Raw genomic sequence first — 19,254 nt, 5'->3', positions numbered from 1 at the left:
GCGACCCCCTACCCGGTCGGCCCTCGTGAAGTCGAGAGACGATGGCTCAAGAGGTCAGCGTCACGCGCATCACGATATGCCGCTCTTCGTCCGGGGCCAGTTCGAAAATGCCGGGCTTGGCGCGAAACTCTCCCTCATAACCTTCGGGATCGGCAATGCCGTGCCACGGCTCGACACAGACATAATGTGCACCTGGCTTGGTCCAGATGCCGAGCATCGGCGTATCGGGAAATTCGATATCGAGCGTCGGTCCGGTCGTACCGCCATAGGTCAGGCGTTGCGAGCCGATCGGGTTCCACACCAGCGCATCGTCCCCGAACAACGCGTCGCGCAATACCAGGGTGCGACCCTCGACCGGCGAATTGCGCTCGTCCCAGGCGATCAGCCCTTCCTCGGTGATGCGCTTCAACCGGCCTGGCTCGTCCTGGTCGAAGACGATGCGATGATCGGCGCGTGGCACGCCATAGGGCAAGGGCCAGGCGAAAGCCGGATGCCAGCCAAAGCTTACCGGCATCGGAACGTCGCCGCTATTGCCGATCCGCGCGGTCATGATCAGCGTCGCCCCATCCAGCACGAAGTCGAGTTCGAGCAGGAAATGGAACGGGTAATTGTCCTGCGTGTCGCTGCTGTCGACCAGCCGGAAGGTCGCGCGCGATGCCTCCTGCCGGACCACGGCGAAAACGGTGTGCCGCGCAAAGCCGTGCTTGGGCATCGGATACTCGATTCCGTCGACGCGAATCACATCGCCATTCACCCGCCCGACAATGGGGAACAGGATCGGCGCCCGCCCGGTCCAGAAGGCCGGATCGGCATCGGTCATCAGGTCTCGACCCTCGGCATCACGCAGCCAGGTAAGTTCCGCGCCATAAGGGTCAATCGCGGCGGATAGAGTGTCGCTGGCGATCCGAACAAGCGGCGTTTCAGTCATCTTACTACCTCATCCGTTCGCTTGGAAATCACCCGCGCAAGACCGCTCCAAGCTTCGCCGCTGCTGCGACCACCTTGTCGGCGATCACCTTCAATTCCTCGTCGGTGAAGCTCTTTACGTCAGGTTGAAGCGTGATCTCGACCGCCAGGCTCTTCTGCCCTTCCTCGACACCAGCGCCGGTGAAGACGTCGAACAACCGCGCTGCGGTGATCGCCGCCTTGTCCGCGCCCTTGACCGCGCGGACCAGCGCGTCGGCGGCGAGGTCGGCGGGAACGAGGAAAGCGAAGTCGCGCGTCACGGCCTGCAGCCCGGGCGGCGCATAGGCCGGACGCATGAAGCCAGTCGCGCGTTTCGGCGGAATGGCGTCGAGATACAGCTCGACACCGGCCACCGCGCCGTCGAGATCGAACGCCTTGAGCACGATCGGATGGACCATGCCGAATGCGGCGAGCACCGTCTTCGGCCCAAGCCGTAACGTGCCCGACTGGCCGGGATGCCAAGCCTCCCCCGCCTCTCCGAACACCTGCAGATTGTCGACCGGCGCGCCCGCCGCCGCGAGCAGCGTCAGCGCTTCGCCCTTGGCATCGAACGCGTCGAAGGTCGTTGCCTTGCCGCCGCGCCAACCGCGCGGACGAGCATTGCCGGCGAGGATTACGCCAAGCGTCGGCCGCTCGGCATCGGCGAGATAGCGGCGCCCGACCTCGAACAGGCGCACGCTCTGCTGTCCACGCTTGAGGTTACGCGCCGCGGCCGACAACAATCCGGCGAGCAGCGTCGGCCGCATCACCTTCAGGTCTTCGCTGATCGGATTGGCGAGGCTCCATTTGCCGCCACCGAACGGCGCGGCTTCGGCCTCGGACAGGAAGCTCCATGTCACTGCCTCGTCGAGACCACGCGCGGCGGCAGCGCGGCGGACGCGGCGCTCGAGCTTCTGTTCGGGCGTCGCGGTCGGCTTCGCTACCCCGGGCAGGCGTTCCAGCGGGGTCGAGGGAACATTGTCGATGCCTTCGATGCGGATTACTTCCTCGACCAGGTCGGGATAGCCCTCCACGTCGCGGCGCCAGCTTGGCACGCCGACCTGCCAGTCGGAGGAGACGGTGAAGCCGAGGCTCTCGAGGATCGCCTTTTGCCGATCGGGTGCGACCGCGAGGCCACCAAGCGTTTCCGCACGCGCCGGATCATAGGCGATGCTCCGCGCTGTATCGGGCGGTGAGCCGGCGCGCGTCACCTGGCTTGCGGTGCCGCCGCAAATCTCGGTGATCAGCCGCGCCGCGATGGCGATGCCGTCATCGAGGAATGCCGGATCGACGCCGCGCTCGAAGCGTTGGCGCGCATCGCTGGTCAGGCCGAGCTTCTGCCCGGTGCGCGCGATATGGTCGGGATCGAAATAGGCGCATTCGATCAGCACTTCGGTCGTCGTCTCCGACGCCCCCGAATGCTCGCCGCCCATGATGCCGCCAATATCATGCATCTGCGCGTCGTCGGCGATCACCGTCATCGTGGCATCGAGCGTATAGGTCTTGCCGTTGAGCGCCAGCACCTGTTCGCCGTCGCGCGCTTTGCGCGCCACCAGTTTGCCGGTCAGCGTCGCGCGGTCATAGACGTGCAGCGGCCGGCCGAGATCGAACATCACATAATTGGTGATGTCGACCAAGGCCGAGATCGGCTTCTGCCCGATCGCCTTCAAACGCGCTTGCATCCAGGCCGGCGCAGCGCCGTTGGTGACGCCGGACACAGACTGGCCGAAGAATGCGGGGCAGCCTTCGGGATCGTCGGTACCGACCTGCGGCCCGTCACCCTCGCCAGTCACCGCATCGACCTTCAATGGCTTGAGCGTGCCCATGCCCGCCGCCGCCAGATCGCGCGCAATGCCGCGTACGCCCATGCAATCCTGCTTGTTGGGCGTGACGCTGACATCGATCACCGGATCGCCCAAGCCCGCATAATCGGGATAGGGCGTACCGACCGGCGCATCGGCGGGCAGTTCGATGATCCCGTCATGATCGTCGCCAAGCTCAAGCTCGCGGGTCGAGCACATCATGCCGTTCGACACCACGCCGCGGATCTCCGCGACCTTCAGCGTCATGTCGCTGCCCGGCACATAGGCGCCGGGCGCGCCGAACACGCCGACCAACCCCGCACGGGCGTTGGGCGCACCACACACCACCTGCATCGGGCCGTCACCGGCGTCGACCGACAGGATTTGCAATTTGTCGGCCTGGGGATGACGCTCGGCGCTCAGTATCTTCGCGACCTTGAACGCGGCGAGCTTCTCAGCCGGATTCTCCACGCCCTCGACTTCGAGGCCGACGCGCGTCAGCGCCTCGACGATCGCTTCGAGTGAGGCGGTGGTGTCGAGATGCTCCTTGAGCCAGCTCAGGGTGAACTTCATGCCCCCACTCCCCCGCTCAACGTGGGTACGTCGAGGCCTGAGAATCCATAATGCTTCAGCCAGCGCGCATCGCCGTCGAAGAATGCGCGCAGATCATCCATGCCGTATTTGAGCATCGCCAGCCGGTCGATGCCGCAGCCGAACGCAAAGCCTTGCCATTCGTCGGGGTCATAGCCCCCAGCAGCAATCACCTTGCGATGGACCATGCCGCTGCCCAGCACTTCCATCCAGCCGTCCGAGCCGCCGATGATGCGCTTGCCGTTCACCAGCGTGTAGCCGACATCGATCTCCGCCGAGGGTTCGGTGAAGGGGAAATAGCTCGGGCGCAGGCGCAGTACGACATCGTCGCGCTCGAAGAATGCCTTGAGGAAAGTCTCCAGCGTCCATTTGAGATGGCCGAGCGTGATGCCCTTGTCGATCACCAGTCCCTCGACCTGGTGGAACATCGGCGTGTGCGTCGCATCGCTGTCCGAACGATAGGTGCGGCCGGGCGCGATGATGCGAATCGGCTTGTCGCCGCCTGCCCCCTGCATCGCGCGGATCTGCACGGGGCTGGTGTGCGTGCGAAGCAACATCTTCTTGTCACCCTCAACGGTATCGGGGAAATAGAAAGTGTCGTGCATCGCCCGCGCCGGGTGCGTTTCCGGGATGTTGAGCGCTGTGAAATTATACCAGTCGTCCTCGATCTCCGGACCGGTCGCGACCGCGAAACCGAGATCGGCGAAAATCTCCGCCAGCTCGTCCATTACCTGGCTGACCGGATGGATCGTGCCCGCGGGCAGCGCATCCGCCGGCAAGGTCATGTCGATCGTCTCGCGCGCGAGCCGCGCATCAAGCTCAAGGCGTTCGAACATTGCCTTATGGTTGGCGATCGCGGTCGTGACCGCTTCGCGCAGCCCCTGAATCTTCGGCCCTTGCACGAGCCGCTCGTCAGGCGACATGCCGCCCAGCGTCTTGAGCAGACCGGTCACCACGCCTTGCTTGCCGAGCGCATTGACCCGCACTGATTCGAGCCCATCAAGGCCGCCCGCGGCCTCGATCGCGGCGAGCAGGTCGTTTTGCAATTGGTTCAGGTCGGACATTCAATCACCGTTCGATCAACGCTCCTCCGCGGCACGGGGAGGGGGAGAATTTGCAGCGGCACCCATAAGGACTGACGCCAGAAGTAAAACGAAAAAAAGGCGCGGGAAGCATAGCCTCCCGCGCCCCATATTCGGTCGCTACAGGTCGCCTCAGGCGGCCTGGGGCAGAGCCGCCTTCGCCTGAGCGATGATGGCGCTAAACGCCGCGCCTTCGTGCATCGCGATATCGGCCAGGACCTTGCGGTCGAGATCGACGCCAGCGAGCTTCAGGCCGTGCATGAACGTGCCATAGGTCAGGCCTTCGACGCGGACGGCCGCGTTGATGCGCTGAATCCACAGGGCGCGGAACGAACGCTTCTTAACCTTGCGGTCGCGATAGGCGTATTGTCCGGCCTTTTCGACGGCCTGACGGGCGATACGGATCGTGTTCTTGCGACGGCCGTAAAAGCCCTTCGCCTGTTCAAGTACCCGCTTGTGCTTGGCGTGGGTGGTTACACCCCGTTTGACGCGTGCCATTGTCTAATTCCTTCCGCTCAACCGAGACCGTAAGGCGCCCAGGCCTTGACCGCGGCCGTATCGGCCTTGGACAATAGCTTGGTGCCGCGATTCTGGCGGATGTACTTACCGTTGTGATGCAGCAGGCGGTGACGCTTGCCGGCAACGCCGTGCTTCAACAAACCGGTGGCAGTGAGCTTGAAGCGTTTTTTGACGCCGCTCTTCGTCTTGAGTTTGGGCATTTTCGTCTCCTTATAAACGCGACGATTTATGAACAGCCACGGCAGCCCATACCGGCCGGGCAGTTCCTCTTACTCGCGAAAGGCGGGCGCATAACCGGGAGTCGGCGCAAATGCAACCATGCGTAGAGATTCGGGCGGGAACGATTTGGTGCCGCCAGACGCTTGCATAGCCGATGGCTGAAACCGATGACCCCGTAACGATCCCTGCCGACGCTGTGCCGGAGACTGGCGCGACGCCTGTAGCCGAATCGGCGCAGCCCGAGGGAGCGACGCCGTGGTACAAGCGGCGCTATCGCAAGCACACCCCGCTCGGCTGGATTGGGCGCATCATCCTGTGGTTGCTGGTCGCGATCATCCTGGCCTGGGCGATCCTGTTCATCACCAAGGGCCGCTTCCTTAAACATACGTTCGAATCGATCGCGAGCCGATCGGCCCATCGCGAGGTCCGCGTCGCAGGCGATTTCCAGTTCTATTTCAATCCCATCAACCTCAAATTCTATGCCGAGGGCCTGCGTGTCGCCAACCCGGACTGGGCGCGCGCCGGCGATGGCCCGGCCAATTTCTTCGAAGCGAAGCGGATCGATGTACGCTTCGCGGTCGTGCCGTTCGTGTTTCGCGGCATCAAACGGGTCAATCGCCTCGAGCTCGACGGGGCGAAGGTCGATGCCGAATGGGACAAGGCACGTCAGCGCAACAGCTGGACGTTCAGCGAGGGCAAAGGCAAGCCGCTCGAACTGCCGCTGATCCGCAGCGCCACGGTGAACGGTACGCAAATCCGCTACCGCGACCCGCGCATGCAATTGTCTGCCGATGCGACGATCGAAACCGCCAAGGCGGCCGACAGCCGATTCGCCAGCGCGATCCGCTTCACCGGTACCGGCGGCGCACGCGGCACGCCATTCACGATGACCGGCGCATTGCTGTCGCCCAATGCCACGGTCACCGGCGGCGAGAATCAGCTGCTGGTGCATATCGATGGTGCGCGGACCAAGCTCGACATTGCCGGCACCTTGCCCGGCGCGACCGAACTCGAAGGATCGAAGCTGCGCGTCACGGCGCGCGGACGCAATCTGGCCGACCTGCTGGCGGTAATCGGCGTGGTCATCCCGGAGACGCGCACCTACACGCTCAATTCGGCGCTGACCAAGGCTGGCAATGAGTGGCGCTTCACACGTCTTAGCGGGCATTTCGGCGACAGCGACATCGCCGGTTCGCTGACCGTGGCGATGCAGGAACCGCGAATATTGCTGACCGCGACGCTGGCGACGCGCAAACTCGACATTATCGATGTCGCGCCGTTCATCGGCTATAATCCCGACCTCATCGCGGCCAAGGGTGCCGCCGGGGCGATCACTACAGTCGGTGGCGCGCCTCGATTGCTGCCCGACGCCAGGCTGCAGGTCGAGGCGCTGCGCAATTTCGATGCCGATGTCCGCTACACCGTGCGTACCCTGCGGGCACGGAGCCTGCCGGTGTCGAACATCGCGCTGACGCTAAAGCTCGACAACAGCCTGCTCACGCTGTCGCCGCTCACATTCGCGATGGCGCGCGGCAATGTCGCGTCGGACATCGTCATCAATGCGCGTCGCGCGCCGGTCGTCACCGACTATGACATACGCCTCTCGCCGACACCGCTCGGCGTGCTGCTCGCTGGCTGGGGCGTCGCGGAATCGGGCACCACCGGCACGGTCCGGGCACGAGCCAAGCTGAGGGGCGTCGGCAATACCGTGCATGATTCGCTGAGCAACGCGAACGGACGGATCGCGGTGATCCTGCCCAAGGGCAGTTTCTGGACGCGCAATATCCAGCTGTCCGAACTCGATCTCGGCACCTTCGCGTACAAGATGTTCCAGGGAAAATTGAAGGAACCGGTGCAGATCAATTGCGGGTTGATCGGCTTTACCGTCAGGAACGGCATCGCCGCCGCCGACCCGATCCTGATCGACACACAGAAGAATGTGATGATCGGGCGCGGCGGATTTAGCTTCCGCAACGAAGCGATCGATGTCGCTTTTCGCGCCGATGGCAAGAAGTTCAGCCTGATCTCCGCCCAGTCTCCGGTTGCGATCGGCGGTTATTTCGCGGCACCCGCGATCAACCCGATCAGCCCTGAACTGGTCGGTCGCGCCGGTGCCGGGCTGGGCCTGAGCCTGCTCGCAACACCGCTTGTCGGCGTTCTCGCATTCGTCGATGTCGGCGACGCCAAATCGGCGGCATGCGGCCCGATCCTGTCGGGCGCGACCGCCAAGGCGCAGCTCACCACCAAGGGCAAGCCGCGCGACGATGTCGGCAAGGGCACCACCGCCAAGGCGGAGAGCGGAAAGAAATCCGACGCGGAGAAGAAGGGCGAGAAGAAGAAGTTCCTCGGGATTTTCTGAAATCCTCCCTCGCTTCAACAGGTGAGATTTCTAGCTAGCCATGCCCCCGGCAGCCCAGCGCCTCGAGAATCTCCTCGACCCGCGCCGGATCGCCCGCCGCAATCACTTCGCCGATGCTGTCGGCGGTCAGCGGGTCGCCCGACCAGTCGCACATCCGCCCGCCCGCGCCTTCGACGATCGGCACCAGGGCAGCGAAGTCGTGCAGCTTGAGCCCGGCCTCGACCACCACATCGAGCCAGCCCGACGCGACGCCGCCATAATTATAACAGTCGCCACCGAGCACGGTGCTCATCACGCTCGCCTCGAGATGTTCGAAGGCATGGAGCTGGCCGTCGTCGAACAAAGCGGGCGACGTGGTGGCGAGCAGCGCCTTGGCGAGATCGGGGCAACGCCGTGTGCTGGCGGGCTTGCCGTTGAACTGGGTCGGACGGCCGATCACGCCAAGCCAGCGCTCCTTGAGGATCGGCTGGTCGAGCACGCCGAGCACCGGCCAGCCATCGGCTACCAGCGCGATCAGCGTGCCGAAGATCGGGCGGCCGGAGATGAAAGCGCGTGTCCCGTCGATCGGATCGAGCACCCAGGCGCGGCCGCTGGTCCCTTCGCGCACGCCATATTCCTCGCCGATGATCGCATCGGTCGGATAGGCGGTTTCTATCAGTTCGCGCATCGCGCGTTCGGCGGCGCGGTCGGCGAGCGTCACCGGCGAGGCGTCTTCCTTCGCCTCCAGCCCATGGGCCTCGCGGAAATAAGGGCGGATCGCGGCGCCCGCCGCATCGGCAAGGCGGCCGGCAAAGGCGATGTCTGACTCGGAAACGCGCATAAGTCCCGCCTAGCGTCGCCGGCCCTTCGCCGCCAGTGCCGATAATCGGACTCGCGCCCGTAACAATCGACTGGCATCAGTTGGCCATGCGTTTCCTTATCCTGGCGACCGCCGCTGCGACCCTGACCTTTGCCACACCGGCCCTTGCCCAGCTTCGCCCCCTGGTCGAGCCGCCCGAATCGGCGGCGGCGGCACAGGACGGGGTCGAGGTCTTCCTGATCAACGAGGGTCAGGTCGCGCTGCCCGCTGCCGGCCCCGATACGATCGATACGGTGGCGAAGGACGGCACCAGGTTGCGCCTGGTCGCGGCGCCGGATGGGCAGACCATGGTGTCGCCCGGTGGCTTCGCACGCATGCACTATCGCCTCGCCGCCGCGGCTCAGATGGTCGCGGCGACGGCCGGCACGCCGCCGGCGACAGCGGCAACAGCCGCGGCATCGGACCGCCGGCCGGAAACGCTGGCCCGCGGATCCAACGGCACCGCGACCGTGCTCGCCGACCGGATCAGTGCTTATGAGCCGACCTATGGCGTCTATGGCCCGGGCGACGCCGGTGCCAAGATGCAGTTCAGCGTTGCGGTCAGGTTGTTCGGCAACGAGGATGGCCTGAGGTTCAAGGGCGCCTATACCCAGACAATGTTCTGGGCGCTCGACAAACCGTCGGGGCCGATTCGCCCAACCACCTATAGTCCCGAACTGTTCGCCGAATTGCCGCTCGGTCAGTCGACGATCCTCGGCCTGGGCTATCGTCACGATTCGAATGGAGAGGCGGGCGGCCAGTCGATCGACGTCAATCGGCTCTTCGTGCGCGCGACCAAGTCGTTCGACCTTGGCGGCGACTGGCGCTTCGAGGTGACGCCACAGGCCTGGTTCTATTCGAGCCGAGTGGGTCGCGGCACCGATCTCGACCGTTATTGGGGTTATACATCGCTCAGCGCTTCAGTCGCCCAGACCGACGGGCTGAAAGTCGCCGGCACGTTGCGCGGCAATCCTGGCACCGGCAAGGGCGCGGGCGAACTGTTCATATCCTATCCGCTGACCAGGATCGGCCCGGCGGGCCTCTATCTCTTCGGCCAGGCCTTTTCCGGCTACGGCGAAGCGCTCAGCCGGTTCGACAGCAGCGACAGCCACGCCCGGATCGGCTTCGCCTTTACGCGTTAGAGTGAAGTCGATTCGGTGCCAGCCCGCTCCAAAATGTAGACCATCATCCCGGTTGATCAGGCTAGTACCGCCTACCGACAATGATTCCGGCGTCGCTCGATACGATATCGTTACGGTCAGTCACCGGTTATTAGCAGTTCCGCCCTATCATCTCGCCAACGGAAAAGTCGCACCATAAGCGACCTGAGTCGCAAGCGAAGGTGATCAGAGGCAAAGAGGCGGGCATGGCGGGCGTAAGTACACAGCGGGTGGCGGACACCGTTGACGCGTCGACCCAGCTATTCTGTCGCGTGGGCGAATTCTTGCGCGACAATCATCTTAGCCCGGATCCTCTTCATTATGCCTTTGCCTATCGGGTTCTTACCGACACCCAGGGGCCGCTGGCCCGCGCTGTCGCGCACCTGACCGATGGCGGCGTTAGCCTGTCACGGCGCGACATCGAGAATCTCGGCGGCGAAATCGGCGCGCTCGCCGCCCCCACCCCGACTGAGGCGATGGCGCTCGCCAAGAGCGACGGATTGGTCGCGCAGACACTGTTACAGGTCGAAGGCTTTGCCGATATGATGCAGGCGATGCGCACCGACACCGCTGGGTTCAGCCGCGATCTGGCCGCGAGCGCGAACGAGATTCGGCGCAGCCATGAAACGGTGGCCGTCGATGAGGTCGTGCGCATCACGACCCGCATGCTCGACCGTGTGAATGTCGCGGAAACCCGGCTCGAAGCGGCAACTCACGAAGCAGCTGAACTGCGCACCAAGCTTGAAGAGGCGCGCGCCAATGCGCGCCGCGACCCGCTTACCGACCTGCCCAATCGCCGCGCGGTCGAAGAGGCCTATGCCGCCCGGTCGAAGGCCGGCGACCATGTCTGCCTGGCGGTGTGCGACATCGACCATTTCAAGACGGTCAACGACCGGTTCGGTCATTCGATCGGCGACCGGGTACTCAAGGCAATCGGCGAGGCGCTCCGTCAGGGCTGCGAAGGGCATATGGTCGCGCGTTATGGCGGCGAGGAATTCGCGATACTATTCGTCGGTGTCACGCGGGAGGCCGCGCTGGCGACGCTTGAAAACGCGCGTGAAGCCGTCGCCGCGAAACGCTATCGCCTGCGCGAATCCGACGAGCCGCTTGGTGCCGTCACTTTCTCCGCCGGGCTGACCATCGCGAAGCCGGAAGAAGTTTTCGGCACGGTGTTCGCCCGCGCCGACAGGCTGCTCTATACCGCCAAGGACGCCGGCCGGAACTTAAGCAAGGCTGGCTGATCGCAGACCCACCAATTATTGGCGCAAAATACCGCGTAATTTGGCATGCACGGCGGAATTGGGCGGTCTCAAAATATAATATCGTAGAAATACAATCAGTTATGAAACTGGCACGCTCCCTGCAATTCCCTTTGCATCGGTGACCGGATGGTCCGGATCGCCGAACCAAGGGAGTAAATACCATGTCCGTCCGTTTCGAAGCTTTCCAGCGCGTCGCTTTCTCGCTCGTTGCCTCGCTCTTCGTCGCCGCCGTGATGATCAGCGCCGCAGTCCCCGTCGTTCCGGTTGCATAACCGGAACGACGATTCCCCCGATCCTTACGGGACCAAACCAATGACCCGCAGCATCTTTCTCGGCGTCGCCTCTTTCGCGATGACCGTCCTCATGATCCTCAGCCAGAGCGCCGCAACCGGCGCGAACATGATCAGCTGAGCGACAGGCCCGGCAGGGCGCGCGATCGGGCATCCGGCCAGCGCCCTTACCGGCCCCAATATACCCCAGTGGTATAAGCACGGTATTCCAGCCTCTTTTTCGTGTAAGACGGGACGCGGGCGTTTCGCCCCGAAGGAGAGCCGTGATGGCCAAGAGCCAGAAGAAATCCAACAAGGAAGTCCGCAAACCCAAGGCGGAGAAGGTCAAGACGATCGCCGCCAACAGCTCGACCAAGGGCAAGGCGGTCGAGATGACCACGATCAAGAGCTGATCGACAAGCGGGATGGGCGATACCGACGACGAGTTCGTCTATGACGAGGCGAGCGGCGAGTGGATCAGCGCGGCCGACGCACGCGCCAAGGCAGGTGATAATGCTATCGAGGTGCGCGACGCGGTCGGCAATCTGCTTGCCGATGGCGACCAAGTGACCCTGATCAAGGATCTGACCGTCAAGGGTGCCGGCCAGACGCTGAAGCGCGGCACGCTGATCAAGTCGATCCGGTTGACCGGCGATCCCCAGGAGATCGATTGCCGCTACGAAGGTATCAAGGGCCTCGTGTTGCGTGCGGAGTTCGTCAAGAAGCGGTGAATGACGCGGGCCGTGGATTCGGCCCGCGCCTTCTCCCTGTCGGCCGGTCAGGCGTGGGCCAGTTCGGCCTTTGCGTTGACCTTGCTTTCCGCCATCGCCGTCAGTTTTTCGTCGGTGGCTTTCTCCTCGGCAAGCGTTTCCGCCAGCACCGCCGCGCAATCCTCGCGGCCAAGTTGTGTCGCCCAGGCGATCAACGTGCCGTAGCGCGTGATTTCATAATGCTCGACCGCCTGCGCGGCAGCGACCAGCGCCGCATCGAGCACCGCTTTGTCGGCCACGTCACCCGCGATCTCGTTCGCCTCCTTGATGATACCGTCGATCGCCGGACAGGTGACTGCCTTGGGTTCCTGTCCATGCATCTCGAAAACACGTTCGAGGCGCGATATCTGCCCCTCGGTTTCCCTCAAGTGAAGCTCGAAACCTGCCTTCAGATCGGGCGCGGTCGCCTTGTCGATCATCTTCGGCAGCGCCTTGGTGATCTGATTCTCGGCATAATAAATGTCCTGCAGCGTGTGGACGAACAGGTCGTCGAGCGTCGCAATATCCTTGCTGAAAAGTCCCATTGGTGCCTCCTTGCGGGTCAGCCGGCCGCGGCACGAATGCCGGGCCGACGCCGCCAAAAACGATGTTCGGCGGAGCAAGTTGCCATCAAAGGCAATGGCTTGATCTCGATCAGTATAAATCAATCCACCGCCGGACCAGTGTGGGCTTCCATATGTTCTCTATTTGTTCTATAATGCATCGATGCAATCGCTGTTCGATTTTGCAGCCCGGGACATTGAGCGCTGGCGCGAAAGCCTGATGCCGGTACTCGCCGATATCGAACCCCTACCGCACCGCAAGCCGATCGGCCAGTTGGTCAAGTCGCTGATCAGCGGACGGACGCGCGACCCGGTCTCGCTGGCCGCCTATCGCCGGCTTCGCGCCCGTTTCGGCTCGGCACGCGGGATCGCCATGGCCGATCCTTCCGGTATCGAGGCGGTGATCAGCGATGTCACCTTCGCGCAGGAGAAAGCGGCATGGCTGGTCGCGGCGTTGCGCACGATTGGACGCGAGCGGCCCGATTATACGCTCGACTTCCTTGCCGGACGGTCGCTCGAAGCGGCACTCGCCTGGCTTGAGCGGCTGCCGGGCGTGGGACGGAAGGTCGCGGCGGCCACGCTCAACGCCAGCACATTGCGCATGCCGGTGCTGATCGTCGACGGCCATGTCCTGCGCGTGCTCGTAAGGCTCAGCTTCGTGACCCCGCGGAGCGATGCGCGCGCAACCAGCGAAGCAGTGACCGCGGCCATGCCCGACTGGGACGCCGACGACTTCCTGACCCTGCACATGCTGCTCAAGCGGCTGGGCCAGGTCGCGTGCCGCCCCGACACTCCGGACTGCGACGCTTGCCCCTTGCGGCACGATTGCCCGTCGGCGCGCAATTGACAGCGAGCGCGCTCCCCCGGCACTGCACAGCCCGGAGGAGAAGCGCCGATGCCTGATATCAAGCTGCACCCCGCCTGGCTCGAGCCGTTGCGCGCCGAATTCGACAGCCCGTACATGCGGGAGCTGAAAAGCTTCCTGGTCGCCGAAAAGGCAGCGGGGACGCGGTTCTTTCCGCGTGGCGACGAATGGTTCCGCGCGCTCGACCTGACGCCGCTCCAGGATGTGCGCGTCGTGATCCTCGGTCAGGATCCCTATCATGGCGAGGGCCAGGCACATGGACTGTGCTTCTCGGTCAAGCCCGGCGTCAGGCCGCCGCCATCGCTGGTCAATATCTACAAGGAACTGGCGAGCGACCTCGACATTCCGCCGGCCCGGCATGGTTTCCTCGAACATTGGGCGCAGCAGGGTGTGCTGCTGCTCAATGCGGTGTTGACGGTGCGGATGGGCGCCGCCGCCTCGCATCAGGGACGCGGCTGGGAGAAATTTACCGACGCGGTGATTCGGCTGGTCAATGCGCAGGACCAGCCGACCGTATTCATGCTGTGGGGGTCGCACGCGCAGAAGAAGGCTGCGTTCGTCGATAGCGTGGACCGCGGCGGGCGCCACCTTGTGCTGAAGTCGGTGCATCCCTCGCCGCTCTCGGCCTATGGCGGATTTTTCGGCAGCCGGCCCTTTTCCCAGGCGAATGCGTTCCTCGAAGCACATGGCCGGACGCCAATCGACTGGGCATTGCCCGCGCTTCCGGCGTGAAGCGAGCCGGGTGACATAGCGCCGGATGACCAGAGGAGGTGATCATGATCAATCGCGGTGCATTCCATCACATCGACCTGAACGTCAGCGACCTGGCTGCGGCGAAATCCGTCTATGGCCCGGTACTCGAATTCCTCGGTTATGCCTGCATCAAGGATGATGACGACGGATGCGAATGGGATTTGAAGATCGAGGGGCGTGGCGCGGCGCTCGGCCTCAAACCCTGCGATCCGGCGCTGAGCGGACATCGCCATGAACGCTATGCGCCGGGGCTGCATCATCTGGCGTGGCGGGCGGAAAGCCGGGCCGATGTCGATGCGCTGCACGAACTGCTGGTCGATCGCGGCATCAAGGTGCTCGATGCGCCGGCGCATTATCCGCAATATTGGGGCGACTATTATGCGGTGTTCTTCGAGGATCCGGACGGCATGAAGCTGGAGGTAGTCCACGCGCCGGGCTGGATCTGATCGCATGCGCTCGACGGAGCGAAGGCGGCTTTGAGGCGTTGGCGGCATTCCAGAGTCGAAGGAGAGAAAGCTGTGGCCAAGAGCCTGTCCGACATTGCCGAGAGCATGCGCGATATCGATTTCGCGATGCTGTCCACCCATACCGATGGCGGCGCGATCGGGGCGCGGCCGATGAGCAATAATCGCGACGTCGAGTATGACGGCGACAGTTTCTATTTCACCACCGACGATACGCGGATGGTGACCGACATCGCCGCCGATCCCAAGGTCTCGCTGAGTTTCCAGGGCAAGGCGGGAATGCTCGGCATGCGGCCCTTCTTCGTCGCGATCGAAGGGAGTGCGGCGCTGATCCGCGACAAGACGCAGTTCGAACAACATTGGGCCAAGGGGCTCGATCGTTGGTTCAAGCAGGGCGTCGACACACCTGGCTTGGTGCTGATCAAAGTGCAGGGCGAGCGCGCGCATTATTGGGATGGCGAGAACGAGGGTGAGGTGGTGATCAAGGCCGAAGCGAGCGCCCAGGGCTGAGCGTCGTTCAGGAACTCGGTCGATCTGTTTCCCGCTGATGAGAAAGAGCCGGCGATATGCTATCGCTGAATTGGCTCTGTCACGACCGGCACAGCCATTGAATCACCCGCGCCGGACGGATCGGCGCCAGCGGTCGCGATCATGCCGACTTTATGCGATCAGCAGTGCCGGATCGGGCAATGATGCAATCAGCTCGGCAGGGTCGGCGTGGATCACGCGCGCGATAGAGATGAGTTCTTCCAGCGTGATGGATTCGCCACGTTCGATGTCGAACAGCCGAACGACCGGGATGCCGGTGTCGCGGGCGAGTTGATCGAGCCGGACGAGCGCTTGACCGCGCCACGCCAGAAGCCATGGATCACCGGTCGCCATCATCGAAGCGACCGGATGATCCTTCGCCAGTTGCTGCCGGAAAATTGGTCCCGGCTGCTCGCAGGTGCCGCGCATCACTGCCCCGCGAACAGCGTCAGCTGCCCGGCCGGGCTGGCCAAAACGGCCTTCGCCTCCAGCGCCGCATCAACCGCTTGCCGATAATGAATTGTGCGGTACCGCTCCGCTTCGTCGAAGCCCGTCGGCGCCCAGTCTTCGGACGGATAACAGGCGTCGTAGATCGCGCGCACCGCCGCACGCAGTTGCAGATCGTGCTGCATTCCAACTCCATCGATGACGAATCACCGCAGGTTCGGTGAGTCATCAATTAGAACGAAAAGGGAACACAAAACAAGGGCGAATTGTTCGATCAGCCACCGGGCGACTCATCGACCAGCCGCCGGATATAGTCGTGCAACGTCACCTTGCCGCGGATCGGCAAATCAGGCTGTTCGTAATCGCCGTCGAGTGTGATGCCGGTCATTCGTGCATAGGATTCGGCCGCGCGGTCGGAAAAGCCGAGCGCCTTATATCCCTCGACCCATTGATCGCGCGGCGTGGCGATCGCCTTGACCGGCGTGCCCAGTGCGGCGGCAAAGGCCGCGGCGACATCGGCGGAGGAATAACGCGCCGGCCCTTCGACATAATAGGTGCCGGTGCGATCGTCGGTCAGCAGGCGCGCGGCCTGCTCGCCCAGATCCTGTGGCGCGACCATCGGCAGTTCGAAATCGACCGGGTACATGGTGTGGACGACGCCGTCCGCGCGCGCCGTTTCCAGAGCTGCGTCCCAGTTGCTGAAATAATAGGCGGCACGGATAATCGCGGCGGGGATGGCTTGCGCCTTCACGCCCTGCTCAAGCGCATAGAGTGTGTTGAGATCGCCGAGCCGATCGCCAGCCTGCGCGCCATAAGTCGAATGGGCGACGATCTTGTCCAGCCCCGCGCCGTCAAGCGCGGTGAGGATCGCGGCAATGGTGCGCTTCTCCTGCGCATCGGTATCGGTCTTGGGGTCGGCCGGCGGATTGAGCAGGAAAGCGCGCGTGCCGGTGGCGAGGACGCGGTGCAGCGCGTCGGTGTCGAGTACATCGGCGACTGCGACTTTCGCCCCTGCCCGCTTCAGATCTTCCGCCTTCGCTTCCTCACGAGCGACAATGGTGACCGGCTCGCCCCTGGCGAGCAGCGCCTTCGCCGCCGCCGACCCGACATGACCCGTTCCGCCAAGGATGATGTGCATGAATCCGCTCGCGCCATGGACAAGGTCCAACCAACGCGATGGCCGGGCCGTGGTTCCTGGAACGGCGATGACCGTTCACGCAATGAGGAGCTGTCAGGAAGGCGCGGCCGACACGGGTCAATCAGGCTTCAATACCCCCTCGTCCGCCAGCATGCGGGCAAATGTCTGGTCGGTGACATATCCGATAAAGCTGTGCTTCATGCGTGGCGGATCGGTGTAATATTGCCGCATCATGCCGCCATAGGCTTCTTCGTCGATTGCCCGCCCGACCTCCGGATTGAGGCCGAAGGTCGTAGGGTTGAGCCGCGAACCCAGGCCAAGAAACTTCCGCAACACCGGATCGCCGGTATTGATCGTGTAGCGGAAGCTTTTGACATCGGGGAGCGGGCGAAGCTTGCGGCACCCCTGATTGCGATCGAGCCGCTCCTGTTCGCTCACGTCGCAGAAATCGATCCGTCCGACCGCGGCGGCCATCAGCAGGATATGGAGGCGGTTGTTCCGGCCGGAGACCGGCGGTTTCGGCGTCAGCAGATGCCTGTAATCGTCCCCCCATGCCGCGGTCGCCTTGTCGGTCGCATCCCGAAATTCCCTGGAATAAACCGGATCGCCCAGCGCCGAGAGGATGACCGAGGCGCCCCGGCTGTGCGCGATGAGATAGATTTCCTGGCCGTGAAACTGATCCAGCACCCGGCGCAGACCGCGCGAACCGGCAAGCTGGCTGTTGCCGACCGCGTTGAACCAGATCTTCGCCCCGAAGATGCCCTTGGCGGTCAGGCCATCCCAGTAGAAGCGCAGCACGCCGTCATCGGGCCGCAGATCGAGCATGGCCTTGATCTCGTTGAACGGCGGGTCGGTCTCGGCAACGGTGTTGTTATAGCCATGGATCAGAACGAAGAGGCGCTTTTTGCCGCTGGCCAGGGCGCGGACCTGCTCCAATTGCCGCTTCTCGTCGGATTCGATCAGCGCGCGGAAGCCGGGGTTTGGCTGAAGATAGGTTTCGCCCAACAGGCTGGCGGCCTTCCACCGGCGCGGCCCGCGCCAGATGTCGCATGGTTGCGCGCGCGACCCGAAATAGCCGCACCAGCCGGTCGGATAAAAGCTGCCATTGGGATCGACAAAGACTGCCGCGTCGGCCGGAGCGGCAGCCGTCCGGTCGTCCGCATAGATAAAGCGCCCGGCGGTCGGGAAGACGTGGCCATAACAACCCGACAGCGCCAACGCCGCCGCGACGGTCAACCAGATTCGAATGGCACGTTGCAAATCGGGAACCCCCTGGTCAGATGAAACCGTGGTGACCGCCCGACGTCAATCCGGGTTGGCACCAATTCGATGATACGGGTCGCGCGCTGAGTCAGACGGCAGCGCGGCGGGCGGTCTGAGCGGTACTTTTCCACCCACATCGCCATGATCGGCGCTGTTGCTGAATCACCGATCGGCGAACTGCACGAGATCCCACAAATTACCGTAGAGGTCCCTGAACACCGCGACGGTCCCATAGTCATAGGTCGCGGGGTCGCGCACCCATTCCACCCCGGCAGCGGTGAAGGCGGCATGATCGCGCGTGAAATCGTCGGTGGCAAGGAACAGGAAGACGCGGCCGCCGGCCTGATCGCCGATAAAGGCCTCCTGCACCGGCTGCGATGCGCGGGCGAGCAGGATGGTGGTCGCATCCTCGGCCGCGCCGGGCGGGCGGATAGTGACCCAGCGCTTGTCCTGCGCAGGTTGATAGGTGTCCTCGACCAGGGTGAAACCGAGCTTGCCGACATAGAAAGCGAGCGCTTCGTCATAGTCGCGGACGACCAGGGCAATATGGGCGAGATGGGGCATGGCCGATTTCTAGCACGACCATTTCTTCTTTATCAGGCCCGATAGCGATTTTTTGACCGATGGCGCGGGCGAAGCGAGCCACCGGCAAGACCGAATTCCCGTCCGGGCCGCGATCCGAATTGACCCCCGCAGACGCCGTGACCATAGGGCTGGCAGTGTCGCGACGGTGTAGGAGGACGTGGGATGGGTGCAGTTTCGGCGGTCCTTTATTTCCTCAGCCAGCATCCTTTTCTCGCCCTGCCGCTCTATCCGCTGACCGCGTTCATGATCGGCGCGCTGCTGACCAGACTGACCGGCTGGAGCGGGTGGCTGTTCCTCGGTATACCCGGCTTCGTGTTGGGCGCGCTGAGCCCCTTTTTCGGGTCGGCGGTGAACGCGATCTTCCTCAATGCCGCCGGGACGGTCGGCAGCGCGGTGATCGTCCACTCCGAGGAAACCAGTTCGACGCTGAACGACAATCCGATCTGGTATTACGAGGCCGTGGTGCGAACCGCGGACGGGCGCGATGTCGAGACCAGCTTCGACACCATGTCGGCATCGATCTATCCATGGCGCAACCAGATATTGATCCCGCCCGAGGGCGAGCGGTTTACGGTCAAATATGTGCCCGGCTTTCCGCGCAATATCGCGATCATGGTCGACCGATCGTCCTATGGCCGGAAACACCAGATCGAGGAGGATCGCGCGCCGGTCGAAACCGCGGCGGCGAAGCTGGCGGCCGCGCCGGACAATGCGGAGTTTCGCGATGAATATCGACGCGCATTGACCGCCTTCATCACGCAGCATGGTGATGATGACGATCCTAGGCTGTTGGCCGACTATCGCGCCAGGCTGGCCGCGCTGAGGGATACGCCGCAGCAATAGTGCCGTCCGC

Annotated in this window: 22 protein-coding genes; 10 read left to right on the top strand and 12 right to left on the bottom strand. The window is 63.6% G+C overall.

Annotated features, from left to right (window positions below):
- Positions 1-46: 46 nt before the first annotated feature.
- The 5 genes from G4G27_RS19720 to rpmI form a co-directional block, all read right to left on the bottom strand.
- On the bottom strand, positions 47-928 hold the full coding sequence (locus G4G27_RS19720; protein ID WP_183110213.1) for an aldose 1-epimerase family protein: 882 nt from the start codon (positions 926-928) through the stop codon (positions 47-49).
- A 28-nt stretch (positions 929-956) separates the two neighbouring features.
- Positions 957-3,320 (bottom strand): phenylalanine--tRNA ligase subunit beta, encoded by a 2,364-nt coding sequence (gene pheT, locus G4G27_RS19715; protein WP_183110212.1) that lies wholly within the window; start codon positions 3,318-3,320, stop codon positions 957-959.
- Positions 3,317-4,402, bottom strand: a complete 1,086-nt coding sequence (pheS, locus tag G4G27_RS19710; RefSeq protein WP_183110211.1) for a phenylalanine--tRNA ligase subunit alpha — start codon at positions 4,400-4,402, stop codon at positions 3,317-3,319. The genes pheT and pheS overlap by 4 nt, the downstream gene beginning before the upstream one ends.
- A 150-nt stretch (positions 4,403-4,552) precedes the next feature.
- The gene (gene rplT / locus G4G27_RS19705) at positions 4,553-4,918 is read right to left on the bottom strand and encodes a 50S ribosomal protein L20 (protein WP_034157821.1); all 366 of its coding nucleotides are present in this window, start codon (positions 4,916-4,918) and stop codon (positions 4,553-4,555) included.
- 17 nt (positions 4,919-4,935) lie between these two features.
- Positions 4,936-5,139 (bottom strand): 50S ribosomal protein L35, encoded by a 204-nt coding sequence (rpmI, locus tag G4G27_RS19700; RefSeq protein WP_183110210.1) that lies wholly within the window; start codon positions 5,137-5,139, stop codon positions 4,936-4,938.
- Between the two features lie 173 nt (positions 5,140-5,312).
- Here rpmI and G4G27_RS19695 point away from each other — a divergent pair, with 173 nt between their 5' ends.
- Positions 5,313-7,517 (top strand): AsmA family protein, encoded by a 2,205-nt coding sequence (locus G4G27_RS19695; RefSeq protein ID WP_183110209.1) that lies wholly within the window; start codon positions 5,313-5,315, stop codon positions 7,515-7,517.
- 34 nt (positions 7,518-7,551) lie between these two features.
- Here the strand turns inward: G4G27_RS19695 and hisN are convergent, their stop codons facing one another.
- Positions 7,552-8,337, bottom strand: coding sequence for a histidinol-phosphatase (gene hisN / locus G4G27_RS19690; RefSeq protein ID WP_183110208.1), 786 nt, complete (start codon positions 8,335-8,337; stop codon positions 7,552-7,554).
- A gap of 86 nt (positions 8,338-8,423) precedes the next feature.
- On the opposite strand from hisN, the gene G4G27_RS19685 reads away from it, so the two are divergent.
- The 4 genes from G4G27_RS19685 (at position 8,424) to G4G27_RS19675 (ending at position 11,777) form a co-directional block, all read left to right on the top strand.
- Complete coding sequence (locus tag G4G27_RS19685) at positions 8,424-9,497, top strand: phospholipase A (RefSeq protein ID WP_183110207.1); 1,074 nt, start codon at positions 8,424-8,426, stop codon at positions 9,495-9,497.
- A gap of 224 nt (positions 9,498-9,721) precedes the next feature.
- Entirely contained in the window at positions 9,722-10,756 is a 1,035-nt protein-coding gene (locus G4G27_RS19680) for a GGDEF domain-containing protein (protein ID WP_183110206.1), read from the top strand.
- A 577-nt stretch (positions 10,757-11,333) separates the two neighbouring features.
- Positions 11,334-11,459 carry a hypothetical protein gene (locus tag G4G27_RS24365; RefSeq protein WP_267134676.1) on the top strand — a complete coding sequence of 42 codons (126 nt, stop codon included), beginning with the start codon at positions 11,334-11,336 and terminating at the stop codon, positions 11,457-11,459.
- A 12-nt stretch (positions 11,460-11,471) separates the two neighbouring features.
- Positions 11,472-11,777, top strand: coding sequence for an alkylphosphonate utilization protein (locus G4G27_RS19675; protein ID WP_183110205.1), 306 nt, complete (start codon positions 11,472-11,474; stop codon positions 11,775-11,777).
- 47 nt (positions 11,778-11,824) lie between these two features.
- On the opposite strand, the gene G4G27_RS19670 is transcribed toward G4G27_RS19675, so the two are convergent.
- Positions 11,825-12,340: a ferritin-like domain-containing protein gene (locus tag G4G27_RS19670; RefSeq protein ID WP_183110204.1), complete on the bottom strand. Its 516-nt coding sequence runs from the start codon at positions 12,338-12,340 to the stop codon at positions 11,825-11,827.
- A gap of 181 nt (positions 12,341-12,521) precedes the next feature.
- On the opposite strand from G4G27_RS19670, the gene G4G27_RS19665 reads away from it, so the two are divergent.
- The 4 genes from G4G27_RS19665 (at position 12,522) to G4G27_RS19650 (ending at position 14,950) form a co-directional block, all read left to right on the top strand.
- Positions 12,522-13,205: an endonuclease gene (locus G4G27_RS19665; protein WP_183110203.1), complete on the top strand. Its 684-nt coding sequence runs from the start codon at positions 12,522-12,524 to the stop codon at positions 13,203-13,205.
- A 48-nt stretch (positions 13,206-13,253) separates the two neighbouring features.
- Positions 13,254-13,955: a uracil-DNA glycosylase gene (ung, locus tag G4G27_RS19660; protein WP_183110202.1), complete on the top strand. Its 702-nt coding sequence runs from the start codon at positions 13,254-13,256 to the stop codon at positions 13,953-13,955.
- Positions 13,956-13,999: 44 nt separating this feature from the next.
- Positions 14,000-14,422, top strand: a complete 423-nt coding sequence (locus G4G27_RS19655) for a VOC family protein (RefSeq protein ID WP_183110201.1) — start codon at positions 14,000-14,002, stop codon at positions 14,420-14,422.
- Positions 14,423-14,494: 72 nt separating this feature from the next.
- Complete coding sequence (locus tag G4G27_RS19650; protein WP_183110200.1) at positions 14,495-14,950, top strand: pyridoxamine 5'-phosphate oxidase family protein; 456 nt, start codon at positions 14,495-14,497, stop codon at positions 14,948-14,950.
- 150 nt (positions 14,951-15,100) lie between these two features.
- Here the strand turns inward: G4G27_RS19650 and G4G27_RS19645 are convergent, their stop codons facing one another.
- From G4G27_RS19645 to G4G27_RS19625, 5 genes are all read right to left on the bottom strand, one after another.
- On the bottom strand, positions 15,101-15,397 hold the full coding sequence (locus G4G27_RS19645) for a helix-turn-helix transcriptional regulator (RefSeq protein WP_183110199.1): 297 nt from the start codon (positions 15,395-15,397) through the stop codon (positions 15,101-15,103).
- Positions 15,397-15,600 (bottom strand): hypothetical protein, encoded by a 204-nt coding sequence (locus tag G4G27_RS19640; protein ID WP_183110198.1) that lies wholly within the window; start codon positions 15,598-15,600, stop codon positions 15,397-15,399. Before G4G27_RS19640 ends, G4G27_RS19645 begins: the two co-directional genes overlap by 1 nt.
- 89 nt (positions 15,601-15,689) lie before the next feature.
- Entirely contained in the window at positions 15,690-16,553 is an 864-nt protein-coding gene (locus G4G27_RS19635) for an NAD(P)H-binding protein (protein ID WP_183110197.1), read from the bottom strand.
- 117 nt (positions 16,554-16,670) lie between these two features.
- On the bottom strand, positions 16,671-17,813 hold the full coding sequence (locus tag G4G27_RS19630) for an alpha/beta hydrolase (RefSeq protein ID WP_183110196.1): 1,143 nt from the start codon (positions 17,811-17,813) through the stop codon (positions 16,671-16,673).
- Between the two features lie 165 nt (positions 17,814-17,978).
- Positions 17,979-18,380, bottom strand: coding sequence for a VOC family protein (locus G4G27_RS19625; protein ID WP_183110195.1), 402 nt, complete (start codon positions 18,378-18,380; stop codon positions 17,979-17,981).
- 183 nt (positions 18,381-18,563) lie between these two features.
- Between G4G27_RS19625 and G4G27_RS19620 the strand changes: the two genes are divergently transcribed.
- Positions 18,564-19,244, top strand: a complete 681-nt coding sequence (locus G4G27_RS19620; protein WP_183110194.1) for a hypothetical protein — start codon at positions 18,564-18,566, stop codon at positions 19,242-19,244.
- The last annotated feature ends 10 nt before the right edge of the window (positions 19,245-19,254 follow it).

The sequence above is a fragment of the Sphingomonas sp. So64.6b genome (assembly GCF_014171475.1).
In the GTDB taxonomy this organism is placed as follows: Bacteria; Pseudomonadota; Alphaproteobacteria; order Sphingomonadales; family Sphingomonadaceae; genus Sphingomonas; species Sphingomonas alpina_A.
The sequence above is the reverse complement of the archived record's forward strand: the minus strand, read 5'-3'. Positions and strand labels throughout refer to the sequence as shown.

What these genes read in the sequence shown, in the direction of transcription:
- G4G27_RS19675 (WP_183110205.1), top strand. Translation starts at nt 11,472, where the DNA reads ATGGGCGATACCGACGACGAGTTCGTCTATGACGAGGCGAGCGGCGAG.
- G4G27_RS19640 (WP_183110198.1), bottom strand. Translation starts at nt 15,600, where the DNA reads ATGCAGCACGATCTGCAACTGCGTGCGGCGGTGCGCGCGATCTACGAC.
- G4G27_RS19635 (WP_183110197.1), bottom strand. Translation starts at nt 16,553, where the DNA reads ATGCACATCATCCTTGGCGGAACGGGTCATGTCGGGTCGGCGGCGGCG.
- G4G27_RS19620 (WP_183110194.1), top strand. Translation starts at nt 18,564, where the DNA reads ATGGGTGCAGTTTCGGCGGTCCTTTATTTCCTCAGCCAGCATCCTTTT.
- pheS (WP_183110211.1), bottom strand. Translation starts at nt 4,402, where the DNA reads ATGTCCGACCTGAACCAATTGCAAAACGACCTGCTCGCCGCGATCGAG.
- G4G27_RS19685 (WP_183110207.1), top strand. Translation starts at nt 8,424, where the DNA reads ATGCGTTTCCTTATCCTGGCGACCGCCGCTGCGACCCTGACCTTTGCC.
- hisN (WP_183110208.1), bottom strand. Translation starts at nt 8,337, where the DNA reads ATGCGCGTTTCCGAGTCAGACATCGCCTTTGCCGGCCGCCTTGCCGAT.
- rpmI (WP_183110210.1), bottom strand. Translation starts at nt 5,139, where the DNA reads ATGCCCAAACTCAAGACGAAGAGCGGCGTCAAAAAACGCTTCAAGCTC.
- G4G27_RS19655 (WP_183110201.1), top strand. Translation starts at nt 14,000, where the DNA reads ATGATCAATCGCGGTGCATTCCATCACATCGACCTGAACGTCAGCGAC.
- G4G27_RS19665 (WP_183110203.1), top strand. Translation starts at nt 12,522, where the DNA reads ATGCAATCGCTGTTCGATTTTGCAGCCCGGGACATTGAGCGCTGGCGC.
- G4G27_RS19670 (WP_183110204.1), bottom strand. Translation starts at nt 12,340, where the DNA reads ATGGGACTTTTCAGCAAGGATATTGCGACGCTCGACGACCTGTTCGTC.
- G4G27_RS19625 (WP_183110195.1), bottom strand. Translation starts at nt 18,380, where the DNA reads ATGCCCCATCTCGCCCATATTGCCCTGGTCGTCCGCGACTATGACGAA.
- rplT (WP_034157821.1), bottom strand. Translation starts at nt 4,918, where the DNA reads ATGGCACGCGTCAAACGGGGTGTAACCACCCACGCCAAGCACAAGCGG.
- G4G27_RS19720 (WP_183110213.1), bottom strand. Translation starts at nt 928, where the DNA reads ATGACTGAAACGCCGCTTGTTCGGATCGCCAGCGACACTCTATCCGCC.
- G4G27_RS19680 (WP_183110206.1), top strand. Translation starts at nt 9,722, where the DNA reads ATGGCGGGCGTAAGTACACAGCGGGTGGCGGACACCGTTGACGCGTCG.
- G4G27_RS24365 (WP_267134676.1), top strand. Translation starts at nt 11,334, where the DNA reads ATGGCCAAGAGCCAGAAGAAATCCAACAAGGAAGTCCGCAAACCCAAG.
- pheT (WP_183110212.1), bottom strand. Translation starts at nt 3,320, where the DNA reads ATGAAGTTCACCCTGAGCTGGCTCAAGGAGCATCTCGACACCACCGCC.
- ung (WP_183110202.1), top strand. Translation starts at nt 13,254, where the DNA reads ATGCCTGATATCAAGCTGCACCCCGCCTGGCTCGAGCCGTTGCGCGCC.
- G4G27_RS19645 (WP_183110199.1), bottom strand. Translation starts at nt 15,397, where the DNA reads ATGCGCGGCACCTGCGAGCAGCCGGGACCAATTTTCCGGCAGCAACTG.
- G4G27_RS19695 (WP_183110209.1), top strand. Translation starts at nt 5,313, where the DNA reads ATGGCTGAAACCGATGACCCCGTAACGATCCCTGCCGACGCTGTGCCG.